At 74.5% G+C, this 24,432-nt stretch carries 23 protein-coding genes, 1 other RNA gene and 3 pseudogenes; 16 read left to right on the forward strand and 11 right to left on the reverse strand.

Annotated elements, in window-relative coordinates; translation table 11 throughout:
• Positions 1–28 precede the first annotated feature (28 nt).
• Complete coding sequence (locus tag IO40_RS0104980) at positions 29–808, forward strand: hypothetical protein (protein WP_016468682.1); 780 nt, start codon at positions 29–31, stop codon at positions 806–808.
• 637 nt (positions 809–1,445) lie between these two features.
• Here IO40_RS0104980 and IO40_RS0104985 read toward each other — a convergent pair.
• The gene (locus tag IO40_RS0104985) at positions 1,446–2,054 is read right to left on the reverse strand and encodes a TetR/AcrR family transcriptional regulator (protein ID WP_016468683.1); all 609 of its coding nucleotides are present in this window, start codon (positions 2,052–2,054) and stop codon (positions 1,446–1,448) included.
• A gap of 149 nt (positions 2,055–2,203) precedes the next feature.
• Between IO40_RS0104985 and IO40_RS37910 the strand changes: the two genes are divergently transcribed.
• Entirely contained in the window at positions 2,204–2,377 is a 174-nt protein-coding gene (locus IO40_RS37910; protein WP_016468684.1) for a DUF6243 family protein, read from the forward strand.
• Positions 2,378–2,932: 555 nt separating this feature from the next.
• Here the strand turns inward: IO40_RS37910 and IO40_RS0104995 are convergent.
• Entirely contained in the window at positions 2,933–3,178 is a 246-nt protein-coding gene (locus tag IO40_RS0104995) for a hypothetical protein (RefSeq protein WP_031028157.1), read from the reverse strand.
• Between the two features lie 278 nt (positions 3,179–3,456).
• On the opposite strand from IO40_RS0104995, the gene ddaH reads away from it, so the two are divergent.
• Positions 3,457–4,263: a dimethylargininase gene (gene ddaH / locus IO40_RS0105000; protein WP_016468686.1), complete on the forward strand. Its 807-nt coding sequence runs from the start codon at positions 3,457–3,459 to the stop codon at positions 4,261–4,263.
• Here the strand turns inward: ddaH and IO40_RS33135 are convergent.
• Together IO40_RS33135 and IO40_RS0105010 are read right to left on the reverse strand one after the other, a co-directional pair.
• A pseudogene (locus tag IO40_RS33135) lies at positions 4,232–5,573 on the reverse strand (RNA polymerase sigma factor). The gene ddaH and the pseudogene IO40_RS33135 overlap by 32 nt on opposite strands.
• Before the next feature lie 5 nt (positions 5,574–5,578).
• Positions 5,579–5,938 carry a YciI family protein gene (locus tag IO40_RS0105010; RefSeq protein ID WP_031028160.1) on the reverse strand — a complete coding sequence of 120 codons (360 nt, stop codon included), beginning with the start codon at positions 5,936–5,938 and terminating at the stop codon, positions 5,579–5,581.
• A gap of 187 nt (positions 5,939–6,125) precedes the next feature.
• Between IO40_RS0105010 and IO40_RS0105015 the strand changes: the two genes are divergently transcribed.
• Both IO40_RS0105015 and IO40_RS0105020 read left to right on the forward strand, forming a co-directional pair.
• The gene (locus IO40_RS0105015; protein ID WP_033229883.1) at positions 6,126–7,034 is read left to right on the forward strand and encodes a sigma-70 family RNA polymerase sigma factor; all 909 of its coding nucleotides are present in this window, start codon (positions 6,126–6,128) and stop codon (positions 7,032–7,034) included.
• 108 nt (positions 7,035–7,142) lie between these two features.
• Positions 7,143–7,577: a carboxymuconolactone decarboxylase family protein gene (locus IO40_RS0105020; protein ID WP_031174931.1), complete on the forward strand. Its 435-nt coding sequence runs from the start codon at positions 7,143–7,145 to the stop codon at positions 7,575–7,577.
• A 22-nt stretch (positions 7,578–7,599) separates the two neighbouring features.
• Here the strand turns inward: IO40_RS0105020 and IO40_RS0105025 are convergent, their stop codons facing one another.
• The 3 genes from IO40_RS0105025 to IO40_RS0105035 all read right to left on the reverse strand — a co-directional run bounded on the left by IO40_RS0105025 (position 7,600) and on the right by IO40_RS0105035 (position 11,868).
• Positions 7,600–8,574: a small ribosomal subunit Rsm22 family protein gene (locus tag IO40_RS0105025; protein ID WP_030407562.1), complete on the reverse strand. Its 975-nt coding sequence runs from the start codon at positions 8,572–8,574 to the stop codon at positions 7,600–7,602.
• A gap of 640 nt (positions 8,575–9,214) precedes the next feature.
• The gene (locus IO40_RS0105030; protein WP_016468692.1) at positions 9,215–10,393 is read right to left on the reverse strand and encodes a serine hydrolase domain-containing protein; all 1,179 of its coding nucleotides are present in this window, start codon (positions 10,391–10,393) and stop codon (positions 9,215–9,217) included.
• Entirely contained in the window at positions 10,375–11,868 is a 1,494-nt protein-coding gene (locus tag IO40_RS0105035; RefSeq protein ID WP_031174933.1) for a multidrug effflux MFS transporter, read from the reverse strand. Before IO40_RS0105035 ends, IO40_RS0105030 begins: the two co-directional genes overlap by 19 nt.
• A gap of 182 nt (positions 11,869–12,050) precedes the next feature.
• On the opposite strand from IO40_RS0105035, the gene IO40_RS0105040 reads away from it, so the two are divergent.
• From IO40_RS0105040 to rnpB, 4 genes are all read left to right on the forward strand, one after another.
• Entirely contained in the window at positions 12,051–12,983 is a 933-nt protein-coding gene (locus tag IO40_RS0105040; protein WP_078565659.1) for an SDR family oxidoreductase, read from the forward strand.
• 461 nt (positions 12,984–13,444) lie between these two features.
• Positions 13,445–14,317 (forward strand): PhzF family phenazine biosynthesis protein, encoded by an 873-nt coding sequence (locus tag IO40_RS0105045; protein ID WP_031174935.1) that lies wholly within the window; start codon positions 13,445–13,447, stop codon positions 14,315–14,317.
• A 110-nt stretch (positions 14,318–14,427) separates the two neighbouring features.
• Entirely contained in the window at positions 14,428–15,612 is a 1,185-nt protein-coding gene (locus IO40_RS0105050) for a lactate 2-monooxygenase (RefSeq protein WP_016468696.1), read from the forward strand.
• 39 nt (positions 15,613–15,651) lie between these two features.
• Positions 15,652–16,063: RNase P RNA component class A (gene rnpB, locus IO40_RS35230), an RNA gene on the forward strand.
• Between the two features lie 141 nt (positions 16,064–16,204).
• Here the strand turns inward: rnpB and IO40_RS33140 are convergent.
• A complete protein-coding gene (locus IO40_RS33140; protein WP_031174936.1) occupies positions 16,205–17,494 on the reverse strand; it encodes a helix-turn-helix domain-containing protein in 1,290 nt (429 codons plus the stop codon).
• Positions 17,495–17,731: 237 nt separating this feature from the next.
• Between IO40_RS33140 and tgmA the strand changes: the two genes are divergently transcribed.
• The 4 genes and pseudogenes from tgmA (at position 17,732) to IO40_RS0105070 (ending at position 20,088) form a co-directional block, all read left to right on the forward strand.
• The gene (tgmA, locus tag IO40_RS0105060; protein ID WP_016468698.1) at positions 17,732–17,962 is read left to right on the forward strand and encodes a putative ATP-grasp-modified RiPP; all 231 of its coding nucleotides are present in this window, start codon (positions 17,732–17,734) and stop codon (positions 17,960–17,962) included.
• Positions 17,963–17,988: 26 nt separating this feature from the next.
• Positions 17,989–18,279: pseudogene (locus tag IO40_RS39630) on the forward strand (ATP-grasp ribosomal peptide maturase); the annotation flags it as partial.
• Between the two features lie 469 nt (positions 18,280–18,748).
• Positions 18,749–18,949, forward strand: a complete 201-nt coding sequence (locus tag IO40_RS38595; RefSeq protein WP_016468699.1) for a hypothetical protein — start codon at positions 18,749–18,751, stop codon at positions 18,947–18,949.
• A complete protein-coding gene (locus IO40_RS0105070; protein ID WP_031174937.1) occupies positions 18,946–20,088 on the forward strand; it encodes a methyltransferase domain-containing protein in 1,143 nt (380 codons plus the stop codon). Before IO40_RS38595 ends, IO40_RS0105070 begins: the two co-directional genes overlap by 4 nt.
• Positions 20,089–20,158: 70 nt before the next feature.
• Here IO40_RS0105070 and IO40_RS0105075 read toward each other — a convergent pair whose 3' ends face one another.
• The 3 genes and pseudogenes from IO40_RS0105075 to IO40_RS0105085 form a co-directional block, all read right to left on the reverse strand.
• On the reverse strand, positions 20,159–21,049 hold the full coding sequence (locus IO40_RS0105075) for a rod shape-determining protein (RefSeq protein WP_016468701.1): 891 nt from the start codon (positions 21,047–21,049) through the stop codon (positions 20,159–20,161).
• Positions 21,046–21,246 (reverse strand): annotated as a pseudogene (locus IO40_RS0105080) (TraR/DksA family transcriptional regulator); the annotation flags it as partial. The pseudogene IO40_RS0105080 and the gene IO40_RS0105075, both read right to left, overlap by 4 nt.
• A gap of 466 nt (positions 21,247–21,712) precedes the next feature.
• Positions 21,713–22,063 (reverse strand): TraR/DksA family transcriptional regulator, encoded by a 351-nt coding sequence (locus IO40_RS0105085; RefSeq protein ID WP_225843760.1) that lies wholly within the window; start codon positions 22,061–22,063, stop codon positions 21,713–21,715.
• 255 nt (positions 22,064–22,318) lie between these two features.
• On the opposite strand from IO40_RS0105085, the gene IO40_RS0105090 reads away from it, so the two are divergent.
• The 3 genes from IO40_RS0105090 to IO40_RS0105100 all read left to right on the forward strand — a co-directional run bounded on the left by IO40_RS0105090 (position 22,319) and on the right by IO40_RS0105100 (position 24,418).
• Positions 22,319–23,281 (forward strand): HAMP domain-containing sensor histidine kinase, encoded by a 963-nt coding sequence (locus IO40_RS0105090; protein ID WP_016468704.1) that lies wholly within the window; start codon positions 22,319–22,321, stop codon positions 23,279–23,281.
• A complete protein-coding gene (locus IO40_RS0105095; RefSeq protein ID WP_016468705.1) occupies positions 23,274–23,930 on the forward strand; it encodes a response regulator in 657 nt (218 codons plus the stop codon). The genes IO40_RS0105090 and IO40_RS0105095 overlap by 8 nt, the downstream gene beginning before the upstream one ends.
• A 77-nt stretch (positions 23,931–24,007) precedes the next feature.
• Positions 24,008–24,418 carry a hypothetical protein gene (locus tag IO40_RS0105100; RefSeq protein WP_016468706.1) on the forward strand — a complete coding sequence of 137 codons (411 nt, stop codon included), beginning with the start codon at positions 24,008–24,010 and terminating at the stop codon, positions 24,416–24,418.
• Positions 24,419–24,432: the final 14 nt, after the last annotated feature.

Below are 24,432 nucleotides of genomic sequence, written 5' to 3' on the forward strand. Positions count from 1 at the left end.
GACGCGGCGACCGCCGTAGTATCCCGCCATGTCCGCCTCTCCCGAGAACCTTCCGCAGAGTGACGACGACGAGAGACCCCCGCTGTTACGCAGGCACCTGAGCCGGCGGCGGCTGGTGGCCGGCTGTGCAGCCGCCCTGGTGGTGGCCGTGGCCGGCGGGCTGCTCCTCGACCTCGGGCCCGAGCCCGGTGATCACCCCCCGATGCCGCTGTGCGCCGGCGCCGACAACGTGAGCCTGATCGCCGACGTGGACGGCGACGGGCAGCGCGACGAGGTACGCGATCCCCGGCGCAACGGGACGATCACCGTCGTCTTCCGCGACGGCGACGAGCGCTCCGAAGTCGGTCTCGACAAGGCGCGCGGCTTCTGGGAAAAGCTGCGGGACGCCGTGCGCGAGGACATGGCGACCCGGGGCACCGTCGGCGACTTCGACGGCGACGGGTACGTCGACCTGGCGCTGTTCCACAGCCAACGGGACACCGGCGACAACCCCAGCGACAACATGCCGCTCCACGAGGTGCGGTACGGGCCCCTCGCCCGCGACCTGACCGGCAGCCGCACCGGCACCATCCGCATCGCCCGCAAGAGCTTCGTCGAGCAGGTGCGCGCGACCGACACGGACCGCGACGGGCGCGCCGAACTCCAGGTGTACCAGTCCGATGGCGACGGGGTCCTCCTGGGACTCACCGGCCGCCAGGAGAAGGGCGGGGTGACGATGGGCGAGGGGCGCCTCCCCGAGGACGCGGAGGAGGAGTGGTGGCAGGGCGAACCAGCACTGTGGCAGGACTTCGCCCCCTGCGACGCCTGACGCCGGGCCCATTCCGGCGGGGTGGGGCCCGCCGGAATGGGGTTCAGGCGGCCCGGCACGGTGGTCCAGGGGTGGGCCCCGGTGGGCCTGGGGCAGCCCAGGCGGCCCGGGGTGAGCCTGAAGTGGGCCCTGATGGGCCCCGGCACAGGGCCCGGGTAGACCCGGAGCAGGCCAGGCCGGCCCGGGGATGAGGCCAGGGCAGCCCCGAGGTGGGTCCGGGCAGGCGCGGGGTAGGCCCGGGTCGAAGCAGGAGGCCGGCCCGGAGAGGGGCCGGGAGCAGGGCCCGTAGTAAACCCGGGACAGGCCCCCGGCCGGTCCGGAGAAGGCCAGGCCACTGCGGGGTGGGCCCGCCCCGGGCCCGGGGTGGGCCGGAGCAGGCACCGGACAGGCCGTGGTGGGCCCGGACAGGCCGGGGTGGGCCCGGGCGGGCCGGGGTAGGCCCGGACAGGCTGGGGTAAGCCCGGGCAGGCCGGGCCGGCTCGGCGCAGGCCGGGATGGGCCCGCCAGGCGGGTCGCGGAGCTGTCAGGCCCGCCGGGTGGGGCCCCGGGGCGGGCCGGCCCGCTCCGGCACAGGCCGGCTGCCCCGCCGGGCGGGCTCCGAGGTGGCGGCCCGGTGGGGCAGCCGGCCCCGGGTTGGTCAGGGGCGTGGGGTGAAGGCGCGCATGGCCAGTTCGACCAGGGAGTCCGCGAACTCGTGCGTGAGCGGACCGGAGCGGTTCAGCCAGCGCTGCTGGAAGGGGCCGAGCAGTATCTCGACGGCCAGCCCCAGGTCGAGGTCGGGGTCGATCTGGCCCGCCTCCTGCCCGGCCCGCAGTCGCCGGGTGTACGCCTGGAGGCCGGGTTCGCGGAGGCGGACGAGGAACTGCTCGGCGAGTTCGGCGTCGGCCGCGGCGGCGACGGCCAGGGCGCGGTAGGGGGCCTCGAAGGCGGGGTCGGAGAACTCGTCGGCGGTGGCCCGCAGCACGGTCTTGAGGTCGGCCTCGACGTCACCGGTGTCGGGGAGGCCGCTGTCGTGGCCGTCCCCGGTGGCGGCGTCGGTGCAGGCGTCGAGGAGGACGGCGGCCTTGGAGGGCCACCAGCGGTAGATGGTCTGCTTGCCGACGCCGGCCCGGGCGGCGATCGCTTCGATGGTCAGCTTCGGGTATCCGACCTCGCCGACGAGTTCCATGCTGGCGCGCAGGATGGCCTGCCGGGAGCGTTCGCTGCGGCGGGAGACGTCGGGGGTCTTGGCGGTCGTGGGTGACATGGCACGAATCTAACAGCGAAGGAGACGAGACGAATCGTCTTGACAAGACGAGACGTCTCGCCGCATGCTCGTACCGTGACACGGCGAGACGATACGTCTCGGGTAGTTGGATGAGGGCCGCACCACGGCCGCGACGAGAGGAGACCACCATGAGCAAGGGACGAGGCGGACACCTGCTGGGCGTCGGCGGCACCCGCTCCCATCTGTCGCGCAAGCAGCTCCGGGGCGGCGGGAGGGGCGGGGGCCACGGGCCGGGCGGCGGCACCGACCCGCTCGCGCTCAAACGCGAACTGCTGCGCAAGCTGCGGGAGTCCCGCGACTGAAGCGCCCCGGGTGATGCCCCGGAAGCGGCAAGCAGACAGGAAGAGCGCCCCACGTCCGCGGCGGCGGGCACTCCGGGCGGAGAGGCCCCGCCGTGCCGGGCTGTGGCACCGGGCGCCCCGCACGAGAGCGCTCCACCGCCTGCGGGCGGAGCACCCACGGAACCCGGCGGGGCGCACACACGAGACGGCGGCTCCTCCGCTCCCGGCGGGGAGGGAGAAGCCGCCGTCCTGCGTTCCACGAGGAACGTCATACGCGAGTGCGCCCGTCGGCGAGCGGGACCGCAGGCCGGTGCACCGCTGCGAACGACCGTGCCACGACGGGTGGTTCACCGCCGCGCCCCGGGCTCACCGTCACCGGCCCGGCCCGCGCCGCGCCCCGAGGCCGTCGCCGCGGCCCGGAGGCGCCACCGTGGCCGGGAGGCGCCGCCAGGCCGCGGCTTCACCCCTCGCGCCGGCTGGTCGAGCCGGCTTGCAGGGGCGGCCCGCCGCGTCGGTCCGCCGGTGCGGTCCGACGCGTCCCGATGAGGGGTCAGGACACCCGCGTCAGGACAGGGTTCAGTCCTTGTAGTACGGGGTGACCGAGACGGTGCCGTCGGGGTTCACCATGCAGGCGTAGTTCTCGATCAGCCCCTGGTTCACCAGCTTGTCGCCGACGGCCTGGCAGTCGGCGATGCTGGTGCCCGGGACCACGATGTCGGGGCCCTGGTGGGTCGCCGGGGCGGCCTGGGCCGCGCCGGCGGCGAGGCCGGAGAAGGCCAGGAGACCGGCGCCGGCGATCATTGCACGCTTGAACTTGCGCATTCGTGCCCTTTCACACGCGCACCTCCATGAGGAAGCGCGCGTCGTCGAGATGTCCGTGGCGGTTGCCGTACCGGAGCCGCCACGGCGCCTTGCGCGGTGTTGGACGGCGCATGCGGCCCGGAAGTTCACGACTGTTCGAAAATCTTCGGTGCACGGCCGTCACGGCCCGTTCACATGACCGGTGAACCACCCCATAGAGGCGCTGCTGGACGGGGACACAACCGGCTCGCCGGGGAGGACCATGGGCGCACCGCCATGCAACTCCCGAGGAGCCGACGATGTACGCAACCCGTCGCTATCTGATGTGCCCCCCGGTCCATTTCCGCGTCACCTACTCCATCAACCCGTGGATGGATCCCGCCAAGCCGGTGGACCTTCCCCTCGCGCTCGCCCAGTGGGAGGCGCTGCGCGACCGCTACCGCGCACTCGGCCACACCGTCGAGATCCTCGACCCGGTGCCGGGCCTGCCGGACATGGTGTACGCCGCCAACGGCGCCACCGTCATCGACGGGCGGGTGCTCGGCGCCCGGTTCGCCCACCCGGAGCGGGCCGGGGAGGCGGCGGCGCACCGTGCCTGGTACCGCGCGCACGGGTTCAGCGACGTGACCGAGCCCGCCCACATCAACGAAGGGGAGGGCGACTTCGCCGTCACCCGCACCTGGCTGCTGGCCGGCCGCGGGTTCCGCAGCAGTCCCCTCTCGCACGGCGAAGCGCAGGAGTTCTTCGGCCGTCCCGTCATCGGGCTCGACCTGGTGGACCCGCGCTACTACCACCTGGACACGGCACTGTGCGTCCTCGACCCCGAGACCGAGGACGTCATGTACCACCCGGCCGCCTTCTCCCCCGGCAGCCGGGCCGTCCTGCGGCGGCTCTTCCCCGACGCGCTGCTGGCCGACGAGGCCGACGCCCTCGCCCTCGGTCTCAACGCCGTCAGCGACGGCCACCACGTGCTGCTCCCGGAGGCGGCCACCGGTCTGTTCGCCCCGTTGCGGGCCCGCGGCTACGAGCCCGTACCGGTGTCGTTGTCCGAGCTGCTCAAGGGCGGTGGCAGCGTCAAGTGCGTGACGGCCGAGCTGCGCCGCTGAGGCCGTCCCCGGCGGCGGGCCGGTCCCCGCCGCCGGAAGGGCCGTACGGAGAGCCGGGTGGTGCGGCGGCGTCCAGCATGCGCCGCAGCCGGGCCCGTTCCGGCTGTGTCCCGGCCAGTCCGAGTGCGCGGCGGCAGGCCGCCGCTGCCTCGTCCGGCCGCTCCAGCCGCAGCAGCAGATCGGCCCGCGCCGCGTGGTACGGCTGGTATCCGCGCAGCCGCTGCTCGCCGGCCAGCCCGTCGAGGAGGGCCAGTCCCCGCCTCGGGACCGTCGCGCATGGCGACGGCCGCCGCCCGGTTGACGGCGACGACGGGCGAGGGCGCGAGCGCGGACAGCACGTCGTAGAGCGCCACGATCTGCGGCCAGTCCGTGGTGGCCACATCGGCCGCCTCGTCGTGCAGGGCCGCGATGGCCGCCTGCACCCCGTACGGTCCCGGCGGTCCGCCGGTGAGCACCGCGGGCACCAGGGCCAGCCCTTCGGCGATCATGGCGTGGTCCCAGCGCCCCCGGTCCTGGTCGGCCAGCAGCACCGGTTCCCCGGCGGGGCCGGTGCGGGCCGCGCGGCGGGCGTGGACGAGCAGCATCAGCGCCAGCAGCCCGGTCACCTCCCGCTCCCGGGGCAGCAGCCGGTGCAGGATCCGCGTCAGCCGGATGGCTTCCCCGGCCAGGTCCGGCCGCGTCAGATCGGGGCCGGAACTGGCCGCGTACCCCTCGGTGAAGACCGAGTAGAGCACCTCCAGCACGCCGGGCAGCCGCTCGGGCAGCTCGTCCGCGCCGGGCACCCGGAACGGGATGCGGGCCTCACGGATCTTCTTCTTGGCCCGTACGATCCGCTGGGCCATCGTCGCCTCCGGCACCAGGTGGGCGCGGGCGGTCTCCGCCGTCGTCAGTCCCGCCAGGCAACGCAGCATCAACGCCGCGCGGGCCGGCGCCGGCAGGGCCGGGTGGGCGCAGGTGAAGAACAACTGCAAGCGCTCGTCGGGCAACTCGCGGACGGTGTCGGGCGGCGGGGCGGGGGCGGCGCGGTCGGCGGCCACCTGGAGGAGCGCGAGCCGTGCCGCGTACGCCCGGTCGCGGCGCAGCCGGTCGACCGCCTTGCGGCGGGCGGTGGTCAGCAGCCAGGCGCCGGGCCGGGAGGGTACGCCGTCGACGGGCCAGCGCACCAGCGCCGCCTCGATGGCCTCCGCGGTGACCTCCTCGGCCAGGTCCAGGTCGCCGAAGCGGCGGACGAGCGTCGCCAGCAGGAGCCCGTGCTCCTCCCGGAAGACCTCCTCCACCGCCCGGCCGGTGCCCGCCCCCTGCTCCCGCACGGTGCTCAGGCCCCCATGTCGGCGACCGGCCGCACCACGACGGAGCCGCCACCGCGTGCTCCGGGGCAGCGGGCCGCCCAGTCCAGCGCGGCGTCCAGATCGGGCACGTCGATCACGTAGAAGCCGCCGAGGACTTCACGGGTCTCGGCGAACGGCCCGTCCACGACGCTCCGCCGGCCGTCCTCGGCGACCCGCACGGTGGTGGCGGTCACCAGATCGGCCAGTGACTCGCCGGACACCATGACTCCCGCGTCCCGCACCGCCTTGTCGAAGGCGATCCAGTCCTCGACCGCCTGCGCGTCGCAGCCGTCGGCCTGGCCGTCCTCGCCCACGGAACCCGCGTTGATCAGCAGCATGTACTTCATTCCTGGCACTCCCCATCGGTGTTCGGGAACAGATCCTCGCGCGGCGCGACCGCGCCGCACACCCTGACGACGAACGGGGAGGGCCGGGATCGACATCGCGGGGATGGAAAATTTCTCCCCCGTCGTTCACTCACCCGTGACCGACGAACTGACGACCGCCCCCGGCGCGCCGGAGGCCGGCGCCGGGATGCCCGGCGAGGAGTGGGAACAGCACCGGCCGGCCGTCTTCGGGGTGGCCTACCGGCTGCTGGGCAGCGTCGCGGACGCCGAGGACGTGACGCAGGACGTGTGGCTGCGCACCGCCCGCGTCCGGCCGGACGGCATCGCCGACCCGCGGGCCTGGCTCGTGACGGTCGCGGCCAGGCGCGCGTACGACGTGCTGCGGTCGGCGCGGGTGCGGCGGGAGGAGTACGTCGGACCGTGGCTGCCCGAACCGCTGCTGACGGGCCCGGACGCCGCGGAGCCGGTCCTGGCCGACGAATCGGTGGGCACGGCGATGCTGCTGGTGATGGAGGAGCTGAACCCGGCCGAGCGGGTCGCATTCGTGCTGCGGGACGTCTTCCGCCTGTCCGCGGCGGACATCGGCCGGGTGCTGGACCGCTCCCCCGCCGCCGTCCGCCAGCTCACCTCGCGGGCCCGGCGGCGGATCGCCGACGCCCGGGACCGGGCACCGGGCGAGGACGGCGGGACGGGCGCCGCAGCGGCCGGGGCCGGGGGCGGCCCGTCCGCACGGGCCGAACGCGAACGCCTGCTGCTGGCCTTCCGTGCCGCCTGCCTGGCCGGCGATCTGGAAGGGCTGGTCAAGCTGCTGGACCCGGACGCCGTGTACGTCGTCGACGGCGGCGGCGAGGTCTTCGCGGCCCGCAAACCGATCACGGGCGGGCAGCGCATCGCCGAGGTGCTGCTGCGGGTGGCCCGCCGGTGGCGGCTGGACGGGCTGCGGCCGGTGGAGGTCGGCGGCGAGCCGGCCCTGCTGTGCCTGCGAGCCGGCGCCCTGCACTCCGTGGACACCGTCCTGCTGCGGAACGGGCGGATCACCGCCTACTGGCGGCAGGCGACCCCCTCGAAGCTGTCGCACGTGCCGGCGCACATCTGATCGTACGCGCGGACGCGTGACACCCCGGGGTGCTGTCTCGTCTCCCTGTCGAGAGCACGTGCGCGGTGCCCGTACCGCGCACACGGCAGACGATCCGAGGAGCGGAACATGGCACGACTGGACTTGGGCACCGCGGCACCCGAACCGTACAAGGCGATCCTCCAGGCCCAGGGGGCGATCGAGACGGGCCCGCTGGACCCGACGGTCCGCGAACTGGTGCGGCTGCGGGCCTCGCAGCTCAACGGCTGCGTCTTCTGCGTCGACATCCACAGCCGCGAGGCCCGGCGGCAGGACATCGGACAGCAGCGGCTCGACCAGCTCCCGGTGTGGGAGGAGTCGGCGCTGTTCGATGAGAAGGAACGGGCCGCCCTCGCCTACACCGAAGCGGTCACCCGGCAGCTGCGGGTGGACGACGCCCTGTGGGAGCGGGTGTGCGCGCACTTCCCCGACGAGAGCGACCGCGGCCACCTGGTTGCGCAGGTCGCCCTCATCAACGCCCTCAACCGGCTGGGCGTACCACTGCGGATGCGGCCCGCGGCGTGACCTCCGGGGAGGGCGGGCGCGGCTACCAGGCGTCGCCCCAGTCGGTCTTGCGGGCGGCCCGCCAGGTGTCGGCGCCGTCGCGCTTGGTGACCGTACGGCGCGTCAGCCCGCCCTCCCGGACGCACAGGTCCAGCAGCACCTGGCCCTTGCGCTGCTGCGGCCTGCGCACCACGCGGGACGCGGCCGGGCCGTCGCCGAGCGGGTGCCGCACGGCCGCCACGTAGCTGTACTTCTCGTCCTCGTACGCCAGCTCACCGCCCTTGACCTGGCGATGGAGGGAGGAGCGGGCCACCCGTACGGCGAAGTGGCACCAGTCCTGCCCCACGACGACGGGGCAGGTGCCGTCGTGCGGGCAGGGGGCGAGCACCGTCAGCCCGGCCGCCAGCAGCGCGTCGCGGGCCTCGCGGATGCGCAGATAGCCGTCCGGGGTGCCCGGCTCCACCAGCACCACCGCGTCCCGCGCGGCGCCGGCCGCCGCCTCGACGACGGCGGCCCGGTCGGCGGGCTCCAGCTCCCCCAGTACGTAGGAGACGGTCACCAGGTCGGCGGGGGCCAGCCGGGGCGCCCCGCCGCGCAGCGAGCCCCGCTGCCAGCCGGTGCCGGCCACGTCCGGCACCCGCCCGGCCAGTTCCCGGCCCAGATCCAGCGCGGACTCCGCCCAGTCGAGAACGGTGGTGGTGCGCGGCCCCTCCCACACCCCGGCAGCCGCCCACACGGCGGCGCCCGTGCCGCCGCCGATGTCGAGGTGGTCGCCGGGCCGCCAGCCGGGCGCCCGCTCGGCGAGGGCCCCCAGCGCGGCGGAGGCGGCGGCGAAGGTCGCCGGCATCCGGTAGGCCGCGTAGGCGACGGCGTCGGCACGGTTGCGGAGCACCGGCGCTCCGGTGGGGGTCTCTCCCCGGTAGTGGGCGATCAGCCGCTCCACGGCGGCCGACGCCTGCCGCGCGGGCAGCCCGTCCACGAGGGCGGCGAGCGCGCCGCGCAGTTCTTGCTCGATCACCACGACAGTGTAGGAGGGAGCCGGGGGGACGGTACGGGCCCGCACATACGGCCCACCTGGCCCGGGCCTGGCCTGGACGCGCCCCCGGGGTGCCGGGCCGCAGACCCCGGCTCGTCCCCGTCCCGTGCCGCGCACTCGGCGCCTTCTGCACCCCGTCCCTTCGGGGGCTGGACCCGCACACCCGTGGACAGCCCCGCCCCGATGACCCGCCACCGCGCCCCGCCCCCGCTGGACCCACACACCCGTGGACAGCCCCGCCCCGATGACCCGCCACCGCGCTCCGCCCTCGCTTGGACCCGCACACCCGTGGGCGGCCCCGGCGCGCGCTCGCCCAGTCCTTCGGGGGTCGGACCCGCTCGCCCGGCTCGGCCCTGTCCGGCTCGTGCACTCGGGGCCTCCCCGGACCGGACCCGCGCGCAGGGAGCCCGGTGCGGGTCCGCACAGCCAGCCCTCCGGTGCGGGTGTCGCTCGCCGGGACTCGGTCCTGTCCGGCCCCGCGCACTCGTCCCCTCCCGGCCCGGCCGCGCGCGCCCAGTCGCTCCGGTGCCGGAGCCGGAGCCGCACCCGGGGCGGTCCGCTCCGGCCGCCCCGTCGCGCGGGCCGGTCCCTCAGCCGGGGTCACGGGCCCCGGGATCTGCGTTCACCTGGCGGCCCGCACCGCGCGGGCCAGCCGGGTGGCCGCCGCCGCGCGTGGCCGGCTGTCGGCGGGCCGGCGCACCGGGTGCACCGTGTTGGCCAGCAGCACCAGGAACGTGTCGGTCGCCCGGTCCAGCACCAGACTCGTCCCCGTGAACCCGGTGTGCCCCGCGGCACCGTGCCCCGGACCGGCCAGCTCCCCCATGAACCAGGCGGCTTCTGTCTCGAAGCCGAGGCCGGGCGGCGCCAGCAGGGCCGCGACGGAGGACGGCGCCAGGATGCGGGCCGGCCCGTAGGCGCCGCCGGACAGCAGCGTCCGGCACAGCACGGCGAGGTCGTGGGCGGTGCTGAAGAGCCCGGCGTGCCCGGCGACGCCGCCCATGGCGTAGGCGTTCTCGTCGTGCACACGCCCGTGGACCAGGCCGCGGTTGAGTTTGGCCCACGGCTTGCGCTGGTCCTCGGTGGCGGCGATACGGGGCCGCCAGGAGCGGGGCGGGTTGAACCGGGTGCGGTCCATGCCCAGCGGCTTGGTGATGCCCTCCCGGACGAGATCGTCGAGGGAGCGGCCGGTCACCCGGCGCAGCACCTGTTCGAGCAGCAGCAGGTTGAGGTCGGAGTAGCAGCGCCGGGTGCCGGGCTCGGTGAGGGGTTTCTCCGCCCACAGCAGCGCCGCGTGCTCGGCGGTGTTGTGCTCGTAGAAGGGCAGCTCCGCACGGAGGCCCGAGGTGTGGGTGAGCAGGTGGCGCACGGTGATGCCGTGGTCGACGACGAGACCGGCACGCGGGTCGGCGTACGTCACGACGGGCGCGTCCAGGTCGAGGGCGCCGCGCTCGGCCTGCTGGAGGGCGGCGACGGCGGTGAACAGCTTGGTCAGCGACGCCACGTCGAAGACGGTGCCCGTGCGCATCGGCAGCCAACGCTCGCGGGGCAGCTCGACCGGCTGCCCCGCGTCGGGGTCCCAGGCGGCGTACCGCAGCGCCCACCCGGCGGCGTGCTCGACGGCCACGCAGGGGCCGCGCCCCGCCAGCACGACGGCGCCCGCGCACCATCCGGTGGCGGGCAGCTCGTCGATCTCCTCCGTCAGGGCCGCCATCTGGTCACCGTCGAGCCCGGCCCTGGCCTGGAAGCGGCGCCGGGCGGCGGCGTCCGGCGTGGGCGGGCGTCTCAGTCGCGTGCGCGCCATGGGCGGCAGAGTCCCACGAAGGCGAGCGCGGCCAGCAGCACCGCGCTGAACTGGACGAGTGCCATGGGCACGGCCGTGTGCTCGCCGGCCACCCCGACCAGCGGCGAGGCGACGGCACCGACGAGGAACTGCGAGGTGCCCAGCAGCGCGGAGGCGGAACCGGCCGCGTGCGGAGTACGCATCAGAGCCTGCGAGTTGGCGTTCGGCATGATCAGGCCCATGCCGGACATCAGCACGCACAGTCCGGTCGCCAGCGGGGCCAGCCCGACCTTGCCGAACACGCCGGTCGTCATCACCAGCAGCGCCACCGTGGCGGCGCCCACCATGCACAGCCCGAAGGCCAGCACCCGGTCCAGCGGGACCCGGCCGACCAGGACCTTTCCGTTCAGCTGGCCGAAGGCGACGATGCCGATCGAGTTGATCATGAACAGCAGGCTGAAGGTCTGCGGGGAGGCGCCGTAGATCTCCTGCATCACGAACGGCGAGGCCGACACGTAGGAGAAGAGCGCCGCGAAAGCGAGGCCGGCCGTGAGCAGATAGCCGGTGAAGACCCGGTCGGCCAGCAGCCCCCGCATGCTGCGCAGCGCCTCGCCCAGCCCGCCCTTGTGCCGTTGTGCGGCGGGCAGCGTCTCGGGCAGTTTGCGCAGCACCACCAGGACGAGGAGCAGCCCGATCGCGGAGAGGATCACGAAAACGCCGCGCCAGTCGGTGAAGCGCAGCACCTGGCCGCCGAGCACCGGGGCGAGGATCGGTGCCACGCCCGAGATCAGCATGAGGGTGGAGAAGAAACGGGCCATGGCCAGCCCGTCGTACATGTCGCGGACGACGGCCCGCGCGATCACCACCCCGGCGGCGCCGGTGAGGCCCTGGACGAGCCGGAAGCCGGTGAGGGTGGCGGCGGTGGGTGCCAGTGCGCAGGCCACACCGGCGAGCACGTAACCGGTCATGCCGATCAGCAGCGGGCGCCGTCGGCCGAAGCGGTCGCTCATCGGCCCGGCGACGAGCTGCCCCACCGCGAGCCCGATCAGGCAGGCGGTCAGCGTCAGCTGGGCGCTGGCGGCGGGCACGTGCAGGGCGCCGCTGACCTCCGGGAGGGCAGGGAGGTACATGTCGATGGAGAGGGGCGGGAGCGCGGTCAGCCCGCCGAGGATGAGGGTCAGCAGCAGACCGGCGCGGCGCCCCCGCGTCAACGCGGCGGCGGGTGCGGTGCTTTCACCGGGCGGTACGGTGCCGCGGGCCGACTGCGCGGCCGGCTCGGCCCGTTCGGCCCGTTCGGCCCCGGCCTCAGCGGCCGGGCCGGAACCGTCGGCCGGGGGCTGCGGCCCGGCGGACCGGGGCTGTGGCTCGGCAGCGGATTGCGGCTCGGCAGGGGACTGTGGCTCGACGGGCTGGGCCGGCACGGCGGGTATCGGTTCGGGCGGCGGCAGGGCGTCGGCGGCTGAGGCGGCCGGTTGCCGGGAGCCGGGATTGGTCATGCACCTCTCCAGGAGATTGTCACGGTCGCGAACATTCTCCCAGCAATTCCTGCACCCGCCCATACGTTTGTTCCCCTGTCCGGGGTGTTCGACGGCGGTGCCGGGCCCCGGACGTGCCGGTGAGCGCCGCCGCCATGCGGACGCGCCCCGGAGCACGCACGGCGCGCGCGTACCCTGCGCGCATGACGCAGGAGACGCACGACACACACGGGGCGACCGCGAACCAGGGAGCGGCTGCGGACGAAGGGACTCCGGGGGCCGTCGAGGGGACGCCGGAGACCGGTGAGGGAACGCCGGGGGCCGATGAGACGGCGGAGGCCAGTGGGGTGCCGGACACCGGCCGGGTGCCGGGGACCGGTGGCGAGCCCTCCGCCGTCGGCCGGACCGCCGTGGTGACCGGCGCGGGCTCCGGAATAGGCCGCGCCGTCGCACTGACCCTGGCCGACGCCGGCTGGCGGGTCGCCCTCGCCGGCCGCCGCCCCGCGGCCCTGGCCGAGACCGCCGGACTGGCCGGCGGCACCACCCTGTGCCTGCCCACCGACGTCACCGACCCGGCGGCCGTCACCGCCCTCTTCGACGCCGTCCGCGACCACTGGGGCCGCCTCGACCTCCTCTTCAACAACGCGGGCACCTTCGGCCCCGCCGTACCGCTGGAAGACCTCTCCTTCGACGAGTGGCGCACCGTCGTGGACGTCAACCTGCACGGCGCCTTCCTGTGCGCCCAGGGCGCGTTCCGGCTCATGAAGGACCAGGAGCCGCGTGGTGGCCGCATCATCAACAACGGCTCCGTCTCCGCCCACGCCCCACGCCCCGGCTCCATCGCCTACACGGCCACCAAGCACGCCATGACGGGGCTCACCAAGTCACTGTCCCTGGACGGCCGCCGCCACGACATCGCCTGCGGCCAGATCGACATCGGCAACGCCGCCACCGAGATGACCGCCGCCATGCCCCACGGCGTGCCCCAGGCCGACGGCACCCTCGCGGCGGAACCCGTCATGTCCGCCACCGATGTGGCCCGCACCGTCCTGCACATGGCCTCCCTCCCGCTGGAGGCCAACGTCCAGTTCGCGACCGTCCTCGCGACGAAGATGCCGTACATCGGGCGGGGCTGAGACCGGCCCCCCGGCGGGGGCCGGCGGACCGGCGGGACCGTGACGGTCCGGTGCGGGGCACCCCCGGGACCGCTTGCGGCACCCGGATCCCGACGGGGCCCCGGACCCCCTCAGCGGACGCGCCGGCCCCGTGGCAAGAATCAGCCGGGCCACAACGGACCCGCGACGGGCCCATGTCCGATCCACGGCGGACCCATGGCCGATCCGCGACGGGACCACTGCCGGTCCGCGGCGGGAAGGCGACCGTCCGCAGCCCCGCGCGACCGCTTCGCGAGCCGCCCCCGCAGCCGCCAGGCAACCGGTCGGCGTACCGCCCGCGCCCGAGACGCGACCGCCCCGCGTACCGCCCCACGGCGGGAACACGGGCGAGCACAGACGGGACCACGGGCGGGACCACGAGCGGGAACACAAGCGGGGCCACGGCGGGAACACCGCGTACCGCCGCATGGTTGGGTGGTGGCATGACGGCGAACGGGACCACGAACCTCACCTCCGACGTACTGCGGTACACCGCTTTCTCCGCCATCCCGGCGGGCGGCAACCCCGCCGGGGTGGTGCTCGACGCGAGCGGACTGGACGACGCGGCGCGGCTGGCGGTGGCCGCCGAAGTGGGGTACTCGGAGACGGCGTTCGTGACGGCGGCCGACGACGCCGGGGAACGCACCTACGACGTGCGGTACTTCAGCCCGCTCGCGGAGGTCGCCTTCTGCGGGCACGCCACCATCGCGACCGCCGTGGCCCTCGCCGAACGCGTCGGCACCGGCGAACTGCTCTTCCGCACCCAGGCCGGGCCGGTGCCCGTCACCGTCGTCGAGGAGGACGGCCGGCCGCTGGCGACGCTCAGCAGCGTCGAACCGCACGACAAGCCGGTGGCGGAGGCGGACCTGAACGAGGCGCTGGCGGCCCTCGGCTGGGCCGAGCAGGACCTGGACGGCACCATCCCGCCGCGTACCGCCTTCGCCGGCAACGACCATCTCGTCCTCGCCGTCGCCACCCGGGAACGACTGGCCGCGCTCGACTACGACGTCGAACGGCTCAAGGCGCTGATGCTGCGGCTCGGGCTGACCACGGTGCACCTGGTGTGGCGGGAGTCGGGCGGCGTCTTCCACGTCCGCGACCCCTTCCCCGTCGGCGGCGTACGAGAGGACCCGGCGACCGGCGCGGCGGCGGCGGCCTTCGGCGGCTATCTGCGGGCGGCGGGCCTGGTGCCCGAGGAAGCACGGCTCGTGCTGCACCAGGGGGAGGACATGGGACGGCCCGGCGTGCTGACCGTCGATCTGCGGGCCGGCGACCCGCGCGTCCACGTCTCCGGTACGGCCACCCGGCTGCGCTGAGACGCCCCGGTACGAGACGCGGATCACCCGGCGCCCTCCCGCCCGGCTGTGGTCCGCCGGGCGGGGGCGGGGGCAGACTCGGCGGGCAGTCACCGCCGAGGAGCCGACAGATGACCGAGCCCGCACCCTCCGCCGCCCACGCCTCCTACCAGAACGAGATCTATCTGCACGGCCTGGAAGGCCGTGTCCCGCCCTTCACCACCGACGGCACGGCACTGGGCGCATCGGCCCGCCGGCACCTGGACCAGGGCGCTTTCGGCTACGTCGCCGGGGCCGCGGGGTCCGGCGCCACGCACCGCGCCAACCGGGAGGCGTTCGACCGTCACCGGCTGGTGCCGCGCATGCTGACCGACGCCACCCACCGGGACCTGCGCACCGAGGTACTGGGCAGCACCCTGCCCGCGCCCGTGCTGCTCGCCCCGGTCGGCGTGCAGTCGATCGTCCACCCGGACGGCGAACTGGCCACCGCGCGGGCCGCCGCCGCGCTGGGGCTGACGACGATCCTGTCCACCGCCTCCTCCCACACCCTCGAAGAGGTCGCGGAGGCCGCCGGCGAGGACGCGCCCCGGTGGTTCCAGCTGTACTGGCCGAACGACGACGAGGTGTGCGTCAGCATCCTGGAGCGAGCCCGCCGCGCCGGCTACACCACGCTCGTCGTCACCCTCGACACCTGGACCCTGGCCTGGCGTCCGCAGGACCTCGACCTGGCCTACCTGCCGTTCATCCGCGGCATCGGCACCGCCGTACCGTTCTCCGACCCGGCCTTCCGCGCCGGGCTGGAACGCCCGCCGGAGGAGGACCTGGCCGCGGCCGTGCTGCGCTGGGTGCCGATGTTCACCGGCACCGACAAATCGTGGGACCGGCTGCCGTTCCTGCGGCAGCACTGGGAGGGGCCGATCGTCCTCAAGGGCATCCAGCACCCGGACGACGCACGCCGCGCCGCCGACGCGGGCATGGACGGCATCGTCGTCTCCAACCACGGCGGCCGGCAGGTCGACGGCGCCATCGCCTCGCTGGACGCGCTGCCGCGGGTGGCCTCGGCGGTGGCGGACACCGGCATGGAGGTGCTGTTCGACTCGGGCGTACGCACCGGCGCCGACGTCCTCAAGGCCCTCGCCCTGGGCGCCCGGGCCGTCCTGCTGGGCCGGCCGTACGTCTACGGTCTGGCCCACGGCGGCGAGGACGGCGTCCGGCACGTCCTGCGCTCCCTGCTCGCGGACCTCGATCTCACGCTGGGCCTCTCGGGCCACCGCACACCCGGCGAGCTGACCCCCGACGACCTGCACCACCGCTGAGCACCACCGCGCCGCCGGGTACCATGGCCGCACGGCGGACGAGCCGGCCGGGCGGTCGCGTCGGGGGAGCACACACTCCCTCGCCGAGGAACGTCCGGGCTCCACAGGGCAGGATGGTGGGTAACGCCCACCCGGGGTGACCCGCGGGACAGTGCCACAGAAAGCAAACCGCCGGGGCCGTATCCGTACGGCTCCCGGTAAGGGTGAAACGGTGGTGTAAGAGACCACCAGCGCCCAGGGTGACCTGGGCGGCTCGGTAAACCCCATCCGGAGCAAGGTCAAGAGGGAGCACTCCGGTGCTCCTGCGCGGACGACCGAGGGCGGCCCGCCCGAGTCCGCGGGTAGACCGCACGAGGCCGGCGGCAACGCCGGTCCTAGATGGATGACCGCCGCCCCGGGGCGCCGCAAGGCCCCCGAGGCACAGAACCCGGCGTACAGGCCGACTCGTCCGCCGCCTCCTGGGGCCGGGGTCCCGGCCCTGGGGCTCCGATCGGTATCGGAGCCCTTTTCCGCCTTGCGGGCGCGCCGTCCTGTTCGGCACAACGACGAGCAGATGTGGACACTCGTGCGGCTCCCGGACGCGTCTGGCGGATCACGCAGGCAGCGCGCCGGTGCGAGCCGCGAACTCCCGCACCCCGGGCACGCGGACCGGGGAGTACAGCAGATCGACGGTCAGCGCCCGGAGCGCAGGCCGGCGCACCTCCTGCGGAGCCTCCTGCTCGACGCGCCTCAGCGCGTCGAAAGTCTTCCGGTCATCACGCAGGGCGTGCCACATGCGGGCGACGTCGGTCCACGCCCGGGCACGCCGCTCCAGCGACGGAATGCTGTCGATGTCGATGCGGCGCGCCACGCTGACGCCCTCGTCCGGGGTGCCGAGAGCGTTGAGGACGCTGATGCGGTAGGTGTCGACCTGGGTCCGCGTCGCGTCCACGGTGAAGAGTCCGGGGACAGCAGCGTCGGGACGAGCCGTTTCCTCCTGGGCCGCGTCGAGGAGTTCCAGTGCGGTCGAGCGGTCCTTGGCCGTCGCCGCGCTGTACGCCGCAGTGAGCATGAGCGTTGTCCGGACGGCTCTCGCATGCTGCCGACCGCTGTCGAGGTCCGCTGCTTCCCGCGTGAGGAGCCGCACGGCTGAGGCACTGTTCCCCGACCGCCGTACTGTGATCGCGAGGACGCGGGAGGCTTCACCGACCGGGACCGGGTGCCCGGAGGCCCGAGCCGCAGCGAGTGCGCGGTCGGCGGCGGCCCACGCCGCGTCCGAGTGCTGTTTGAGGGCCAGTTCCGCAGCGAGGACGTAGGACCGCGCCAGGATGACGCTTGCCTTGTTGCGCTCGTGACCGCTCGCCTCTTCCCATGAGGCGGAGGCAGCGGCCAGCAGGCCCGGAAGTGCACGGCCGAGTGCGCTGTACCGCGCTGCGCGGAAGTGGGACCGCGCGTTCGTGGCTTCCCGTACCAGCCGTTGGAGCGGCAGGGGCTCGGCGGCAGGGAGATGGAAGAGACACTCCTCCAGGGGAGCGGCCGGATCGCCCCCGGGAACGTCGGCCGCCGCGGGGGTACCGACCGCGGCGGACACTCCGACGGCTGCCGCTCCGGTGAGCAGGTTCCTACGACGCACCGCATCCTCCTCGCCTGGGCGCCCCACCGTACCGAGCACGGGCCCGGCGGACACAGATCCGGCAGTCAGCCTGTCGGGCGGGACACCGAGAAAACCGGCCAAGGCCAGGAGCCGGTCGTACCCCAGCCGCATACGGCCGGACTCGATCCGGGAGATCGCGCTCGCCGAGTAGCCGATCGCCTGGCCGACCTGGGTCTGCGTCAGCCGTGCACGGCACCGTGCTGCCCGTAGCTCGGCCCCCAACTCCTGCGGGGACCTGACGACGTCCATCGGCGTCCTCCTGCGGAACGGCGGGAGGAAGACGGTAGCGGCAAACCCGCGTGCGGCGGGAGGGCGTACGGAAGCACACGGTGTGCGGGCCTCGCACACCGTGTGCGGCCCGGCCGTCTCCCTCTCCCGCTCGCACGGGCACGCCTCGCATTGTGATTGCACGCCCGGCCGCTCGGCCCGGGCGGCTCCCGACGGCGGCGTCGCATGCCGCTGTCCCGACACCGAAGGAGCACCACGATGACCACTCTGCCGTTCGGCCTCACCCAGGCGCTGCCGGTCGAAGCGCCCGCTGCGCGTACCTGGCCCGGCGCTCTGAGCTACTGCCCCGAGCAGCAGCTCACCGTCGTGACTCGGACCGGCACCCCGTTCATCGACTCCCCGTCCATGGCTTCGGAGATCCAGACGGTCACCCAGACCCGTCACGACAGCCAGATCTTCGACGACAACGGCGGCACCGACAAGGACTGAACGGGTCAGCGGGAGAGGAGTGAGAGATGACGGTCCTGGTGCTGACCCGCCGGCTCGACCCCGTCGCCGATCTGGTGGTGGCCGAGCTGAACACCCGAGGAGCGCCGGTCGTCCGGCTCGACCCCGGGGACCTGCCCGACCACTCGGTGTTCACCGCCCGCCTGGACGGTGCAGCCGGTTGGTCGGGCACCTGGCGCGGCCGGCACCGGGACCTGGACCTGGGCGCCGTCACGGCCGTCCACTGGCGGCGCCCCTCTCCTCCCCGCGCCACCGTGCCGGCCTCGGAGCCGGACGCGCGGCGGTGGGCCGACGCGGAAGCCCGTGCCGGGTTCCGCGGCGTGCTCGACGCCCTGCCCTGCATCTGGATCAACCACCCCGCCGCCAACGCAGCGGCCGGCTCGCTCCCGGGCGCCCTCGCCGAGGCGGCCCGATGCGGCCTGCGCGTACCCCGGAGCCTGGTCACCAACGACCCGCACTCCGCCCGCGAGTTCGTCGCCTCACTGCCTGGCGGGGTGGCGGCCTACAAGAGCATCGGGGCCGGCGGACCGGTCACGTGCGACGGTGTCACCTACGCGTCGTGGACCTCACGAGTCCGCGCCGACGACATCACCGACGCCGTGGGCGTGACGGCGCACTACTTCGCCGAGTGGATCGACAAGGCGTACGAGGTCCGTCTCACCGCTGTCGGGCGGCCGGCTGTTCGCCGCCGAGATCCACACCCACTCCGAAGCGGCCCGGATCGATTTCCGCCGGGACTACGACGCCTGCTCCTACACCGTCTGCGACGTGCCCGCCGACGTCGCAGACGGGGTCCGCTCCCTCATGGACACCTACGGACTGCGGTACGCCGCACTGGACTTCCTCGTTGGTCATGCCGGGCTGTGGCACCTGTGCGACATCAACCCAGCCGGGCAGTACGGCTGGATCGAGGCCCTGCGTGCCCCCATCACCCGCGCCATCGCCGACGAACTGGAAAGGCAGCCATGACCGTCGCCGAGACCACCGGCAGCGCCGAGGACCTGCGCCGCCGTATGACCACCTGCCTCACGCACGAGGGAGTGCTGCGCACCCCCGCCTGGCGCGAAGCCTTCGCCACGGTCCCTCGGGAACACTTCACGCCCGCGTTCTCGGTGCACGACGCCGAGGGCTTCCGCACGCTCCGGGCCGGCGATCCCGGCTACCTGGAGACGGTCTACAGCGACACCTCCCTCATCACCCGGCGCGACAAGAACGGTGTGGCGATCAGCTCCTCCACGCGGCCCCGGGTGATGGCCGCCATGCTCGAAGCACTGCCCGACCGCGACACCGCCACCGTGCTGGAGATCGGCACCGGCACCGGCTACAACGCCGCGCTCTTGTGCGCGCGCTACGGCGCGGAGAAGATCGCCACTCTCGACATCGATCCCGAGCTGACCACTGCCGCTCGCGAACGCCTCCACACGGCCGGATACACCCCCACCATCGTGACCGGCGACGGCACCCGCGGCCACACACCCCGCGCCCCTCATTCGGCGATCATCGCCACCTGCGGGCTGCCCCGCATCCCTGCGGTCTGGCTCTCCCAGCTCGCCCCCGGCGGCACCGTCGTCGCCAACCTCGGCTACGGTTTGGCCTCCCTCAACCACCATGACGACGGCAGTCTCCGAGGCCGCTTCCTGCCGGAGATGGCGGCTTTCATGACCGCCCGCCACTCGCCCGAGGACTCCGCACCGAACGCCTGCCCCGAGGACATCGCCGGCCTGATGCGCGCCAGAGGGCGCACGACGACCGTGCAGGTGGCGGGGGACGTCACCGCGCCCATGCCCCGCTTCCTCAGCGGCATGCTCCAACACGACACCATCGACGTCAGCCTGGTCGGCGACGACGGCCGCACGGTGCACCTCATCCAGCACCCGGCATCCGGTGCCTGGGCTCGCATGGCCCCGCACGGCGCCCACGGCGCCCGCCTCGACCACGACGGCCCCGAACACCGCAATCTGTGGGGCGAGCGGCTGGTGCTCATCAAGGCGTGGTTCCACGCAGGGCACCCCGGCCCTGACCGCTACGGTCTCACCGTGGCCCCGAACGGCACGCACACGCTGTGGCTGGACTCCCCGGACGGTCCGTCCTGGGTGCTGCCCGCCTGACGGCTCGGCGACGGCACGCCCCGGCGCCGGCCATCGGACGCAAAGCTGCGCCGGGGGAACGGGGACGCCCCTACCCCCTCTCCCCCACCCCGTCGCCGTCCTCCGGGGGCGCTCCGGGGGCCGGGGGGAGGGGGTCGTCCGCAGGGTGGGTGCTCTCCGGGTGGAGGGCGGCGCTCTCCGGGTGGCTGCGGGTGGCGCGCAGCAGTGTGGCGGCGCCCCGTACCGCTGCGGTGTGCGGTGCGGGGACCGCGGTGACCCGGGTGTCCAGGCGTCCGGCGAGGCGGTAGGTGACGCCCGGGCACAGGGCGCCGCCGCCCGCCAGGAGGACGCCGCGGTGCAACGCGTCGAGGGCGTGCGAGGTGGGGTCCTGTTCCAGCATGCTCGTCACCATCGCGACGACCGCGTCCACGAGCCGGGCCGCGGTGGGTTCCGCCTCCAGGTCGGTGGTGCCCAGCGCGGTGCGGCGGGCGTCGAGGACCGCGCCGCCCGCCAGCAGGACCACCTCGGTGAGGTGGGCGCCGATGTCCACGACGAACAGGGCCCGGGTCAGGTCGACACCGGCCGCGTACGCCACGGCGCGGGCCGTCGGCATGGTCAGCACGGTACGGGGCCGCAGCACCTCGACCGCTTCCCGGGCGGCGGCCCGGTAGGCGACTCCGCCGAGCACCGGGGCCGTCAGCACGACCAGGGGGCGGGCGTGCCGGGACAGACGGTGGCCCAGCAGCCGGTCCAGCAAGCGCGCGGTGCCCGCGGTGTCGATGATCGTGCCCCGCTGGATGGGGCGGGTGACCCCGGCGCCGGGGAAGGTGACCGTGGGTACGTCGATGATCCTGCCGCGGCCCACCATCCAGACGCGGGTCCGGGCGCTGCCCAGGTCCAGGGCGATGCCCGAACACCGCCTGCACAGCGGCCAGGCGGGCCGCGGTGCCACGGCGGGGAAGGCGCGGTGCGCCGCGGTCACCTGCCCGCCCCCCTGACGAGCTGGCAGCGGGCGCAGTAGCGGGCCTGCGGCACGATCATCAGCCGTTCCCGGGCGATGGGCCGCCCACACAGGTGGCACCGTCCGTACCGGCCCTGGTCCATGCGTTCCAGCGCGGCTTCCACGTCGGCCAGGACCATGCGGGCGCAGGCGGCGAGCTGGGCGCTGACCTCGGCCTGTGGGCTGACGCCGGCGTACTCGCCGGACCCGGCATGCTCGCCGGACCCAGCATGCTCGCCGAACCCGGCCCGCGCACCGGCTCCGGCCTGGGCGTCGGCTCCGGCCCGCGCGTCGGTCCGGGAGCGTCCGCCGGCCCCGGCGCGTGCGCCGCCCGGGGCATCGGCCGCCTCGGCCGCAACGGCACCAGCCGCGCCAGCCGCGTCGGCCGCGTCGGCCACAACAGCACCAGTCGCACCGGCCGCGTCGGCCACAACGGCACGAGCCGCACCAGCCGCACCGGCGGTCAGGGCCGGCTGTGCCAGTTGTTCGCGGCGGAAGAGCCGTTGCTCGTTCAGGTTTTCACGGAGCGCGGCGAGGTCTTCCGGGGACAGTCGGGTCCCGCTCTCACCGGTGGTCCGGGTGTTCACCACGTCACCCCTCGGGGCAGGGCAGGGTTGCTCGGGTCCGCTGGCGGCGCCGGCGCCGTCAGCCGGCGCGGCGCTGGCAGGCGACGCAGAACCGTACGTAGGGCAGGATCTCCAGGCGTTCGGCCGGGATGGGCTTGGCGCAGGACATGCAGGTCCCGTAGCTGCCGTCCTGGACGCGGCCGAACGCGGCGTCGATCTCGCCGAGGACCCGCTCCAGCGCCTCCCGCTGCGCGGCTTTGAGGTGCTCGTCGGTCTCGGGGCCGGCTTCGTCGAGGGCCCGCAGCTGGGTGAGCCGGGAGCCGCGTTCGTGTTCGAGGCGCTGGCGGGCCTCGTGCGCGGTCAGCCGCGCGGCGGCCACGGGCGGTGCGACGTCGGAGGACGTCGCGGTGTCGGAGGACTCGAAGGACATGCCCTCACCGTGGCCGAAGCGGGCGGGAAAGCCCATGGGCCCTGGCACCCATCTTGGCGGGGGCGCGGTACCCATCCGGGCGCGGCCACCCGGCCGCAGCGGTGCGGCCCATGTCCCCGCCGCGGCACCGTCGTCGCAGGCCCGCGCGGGTGCGTGCCCGGTACCGACGGCGCGGGCCGGACCGCCTGCCGCTGCCCGGACCGCGACGGCGGTGGCCGATAGTAGGGGCGTACGGATGAAGGAGGCGCGACACCGGTGTCCCTGTTCTGGCGGATCTTCGGGCTCAACGCCGTGGTGCTCGGCACCGCCACGGCGCTGCTGCTGTGGGCTCCGGTGACCGTCTCCGTGCCGGTGGTGCTGACCGAGGCGGTCATCCTGGTCGGGGGGCTGGCGGTGATGCTGGTCGCGAACGCGGCGCTGCTGCGGATCGGTCTGGCCCCGCTGGAGCGGCTCACCCGGCTGATGGCCACCGTCGATCTGCTGCGCCCCGGCCAGCGGCTGCCCGTGGACGGGCACGGCGGTGTCGCCGAGCTGATCCGCGCGTTCAACGCCATGCTGGAGCGGCTGGAGACCGAACGGGCCACCAGCAGTGCCCGCGCCCTGCTCGCCCAGGAGGCCGAGCGGCGCCGGATCGCCCAGGAACTCCACGACGAGGTGGGGCAGAGCATGACCGCCGTGCTGCTGGAGCTCAAACGCGCCGCCGACCGGGCCGAGGAGCCGCTCAAGGGCGAGTTGCAGCAGGCGCAGGAGACCACCCGCGAGAGCCTGGAGGAGGTCCGCAGGGTGGCCCGGCGGCTGCGCCCCGGTGTACTGGAGGACCTGGGGCTCATCAGTGCCCTGACCTCGTTGGCGACCGATTTCGCCACCCATACGGGGCTGGACGTCCGCCGTCGCCTCTCGCCCCGGCTGCCGCCCCTGGAGCAGGAGACGGAGCTGGTGCTCTACCGCATCGCCCAGGAGGGGCTCACCAACGTGGCCCGGCACGCCGAGGCCGACCGTGTGGAGCTGAGCCTGTGGCCGGCGGACGACACGGTGGTGCTGACCGTCACGGACGACGGACGCGGCCCGGGCCTGGCCAAGGAGGGCGCCGGTATCCGCGGCATGCGGGAGCGGGCCCTGCTGATCGGTGCCGATCTGGACATCTCCCCCGCCCCGCAGGCCGGCACCGAGATCCGGCTGACCGTTCCCGTCTCCCGGAAGCGTCCCGAACATGACTGACACCCCCATCCGCATCCTGCTGGCCGACGACCACGCCCTGGTGCGCCGCGGTGTGCGGCTCATCCTGGACGGCGAGCCCGATCTCCAGGTCGTCGCAGAGGCGGGCGAGGGCGCGGAGGCCGTCGCGCTGGCCCGCACCCACGAGATCGACCTGGCGGTGCTGGACGTGGCCATGCCGCGGATGACGGGGCTCCAGGCGGCGCGTGAACTCTCGGCGCTCAAGCCGCAGGTGCGCATCCTGATGCTGTCGATGCACGACAACGAGCAGTATTTTTTCCAGGCGTTGAAGTCGGGGGCGTCCGGTTACGTCCTCAAGTCCGTCGCCGACCGGGATCTGGTGGCCGCCTGCCGGGCCGCGATGCGGGACGAGCCGTTCGTCTACCCCGGCGCGGTCACGGCCCTCATCCGCAACTATCTGGACCGGGTGCGGCACGGCGACGAGGTGCCCGACCAGGTGCTGACGGCCCGTGAGGAGGAGGTCCTCAAACTGGTCGCCGAGGGACACTCCTCCAAGGAGATCGCCGACATCCTCGTCATCAGCGTCAAGACTGTGCAGCGGCACCGGGCCAATCTGCTGCACAAGCTGGGGCTGCGGGACCGGCTGGAGCTGACCCGGTACGCCATCCGGGCCGGGCTCATCGAGCCCTGACCGTTCGTTGGCAGGCCGTCGGCACATCACGCCGGGACCGTCGGCACATCGCACCGAGATCCGGAGAGGGGGCGGGAATGGCTCCGCCGTCGTACACCGCCCCGCGCCGGGGCCGGCCGCACCCGGCCGCGGCTCTCCTCGTCCTGTTCGCCGCGCTGGTGGCGTTCTTCGCCGGCGCGGCACCCGACGAGACGCCGACGGCCGTCACCGGGGCGCCGGCCGCCGCGACGGTCGCGGCGCACGGTGACGACGCGCCACAGGCCGACGACGGCCGGCTGACCGCACATCTCGCGGTCGCCCGAACGCACTCCGAGACCGCCGGCAAACGGCTGGGGTCGCCCCCGTTGCCGGCCGGCGCTGCGCAGGCCGCGCTGCTTCCGCGGCCCGGCGCGGGTGACGCGCCGCCGGCCGGGGCGCCGCGGGCGGCGTCCGCCGAGCATGCCGCCGCCCACCACGGGCGGGGTCCGCCACCGCCTCCGAGCAGCTGACTTCCCTTTTCTTC

Origin of the sequence: Streptomyces albus subsp. albus, assembly GCF_000725885.1 — a bacterium.
Lineage (GTDB): Bacteria > Actinomycetota > Actinomycetes > Streptomycetales > Streptomycetaceae > Streptomyces > Streptomyces albus.

Excerpts from the sequence above, each read along its gene's own strand:
- IO40_RS37910 (WP_016468684.1), top strand. The coding sequence starts at position 2,204 with ATGAGCAAGGGACGAGGCGGACACCTGCTGGGCGTCGGCGGCACCCGC.
- IO40_RS0104985 (WP_016468683.1), bottom strand. The coding sequence starts at position 2,054 with ATGTCACCCACGACCGCCAAGACCCCCGACGTCTCCCGCCGCAGCGAA.
- IO40_RS0105020 (WP_031174931.1), top strand. The coding sequence starts at position 7,143 with ATGGCACGACTGGACTTGGGCACCGCGGCACCCGAACCGTACAAGGCG.
- IO40_RS33140 (WP_031174936.1), bottom strand. The coding sequence starts at position 17,494 with ATGGACGTCGTCAGGTCCCCGCAGGAGTTGGGGGCCGAGCTACGGGCA.
- IO40_RS0105095 (WP_016468705.1), top strand. The coding sequence starts at position 23,274 with ATGACTGACACCCCCATCCGCATCCTGCTGGCCGACGACCACGCCCTG.
- IO40_RS0105030 (WP_016468692.1), bottom strand. The coding sequence starts at position 10,393 with ATGGCGCGCACGCGACTGAGACGCCCGCCCACGCCGGACGCCGCCGCC.
- IO40_RS0105045 (WP_031174935.1), top strand. The coding sequence starts at position 13,445 with ATGACGGCGAACGGGACCACGAACCTCACCTCCGACGTACTGCGGTAC.
- IO40_RS0105085 (WP_225843760.1), bottom strand. The coding sequence starts at position 22,063 with ATGTCCTTCGAGTCCTCCGACACCGCGACGTCCTCCGACGTCGCACCG.
- IO40_RS0105035 (WP_031174933.1), bottom strand. The coding sequence starts at position 11,868 with ATGACCAATCCCGGCTCCCGGCAACCGGCCGCCTCAGCCGCCGACGCC.
- tgmA (WP_016468698.1), top strand. The coding sequence starts at position 17,732 with ATGACCACTCTGCCGTTCGGCCTCACCCAGGCGCTGCCGGTCGAAGCG.
- IO40_RS0105050 (WP_016468696.1), top strand. The coding sequence starts at position 14,428 with ATGACCGAGCCCGCACCCTCCGCCGCCCACGCCTCCTACCAGAACGAG.
- IO40_RS0104980 (WP_016468682.1), top strand. The coding sequence starts at position 29 with ATGTCCGCCTCTCCCGAGAACCTTCCGCAGAGTGACGACGACGAGAGA.
- IO40_RS0105010 (WP_031028160.1), bottom strand. The coding sequence starts at position 5,938 with ATGAAGTACATGCTGCTGATCAACGCGGGTTCCGTGGGCGAGGACGGC.
- IO40_RS0105070 (WP_031174937.1), top strand. The coding sequence starts at position 18,946 with ATGACCGTCGCCGAGACCACCGGCAGCGCCGAGGACCTGCGCCGCCGT.
- IO40_RS0105100 (WP_016468706.1), top strand. The coding sequence starts at position 24,008 with ATGGCTCCGCCGTCGTACACCGCCCCGCGCCGGGGCCGGCCGCACCCG.
- IO40_RS0105040 (WP_078565659.1), top strand. The coding sequence starts at position 12,051 with ATGACGCAGGAGACGCACGACACACACGGGGCGACCGCGAACCAGGGA.
- IO40_RS0104995 (WP_031028157.1), bottom strand. The coding sequence starts at position 3,178 with ATGCGCAAGTTCAAGCGTGCAATGATCGCCGGCGCCGGTCTCCTGGCC.
- IO40_RS0105015 (WP_033229883.1), top strand. The coding sequence starts at position 6,126 with ATGCCCGGCGAGGAGTGGGAACAGCACCGGCCGGCCGTCTTCGGGGTG.
- ddaH (WP_016468686.1), top strand. The coding sequence starts at position 3,457 with ATGTACGCAACCCGTCGCTATCTGATGTGCCCCCCGGTCCATTTCCGC.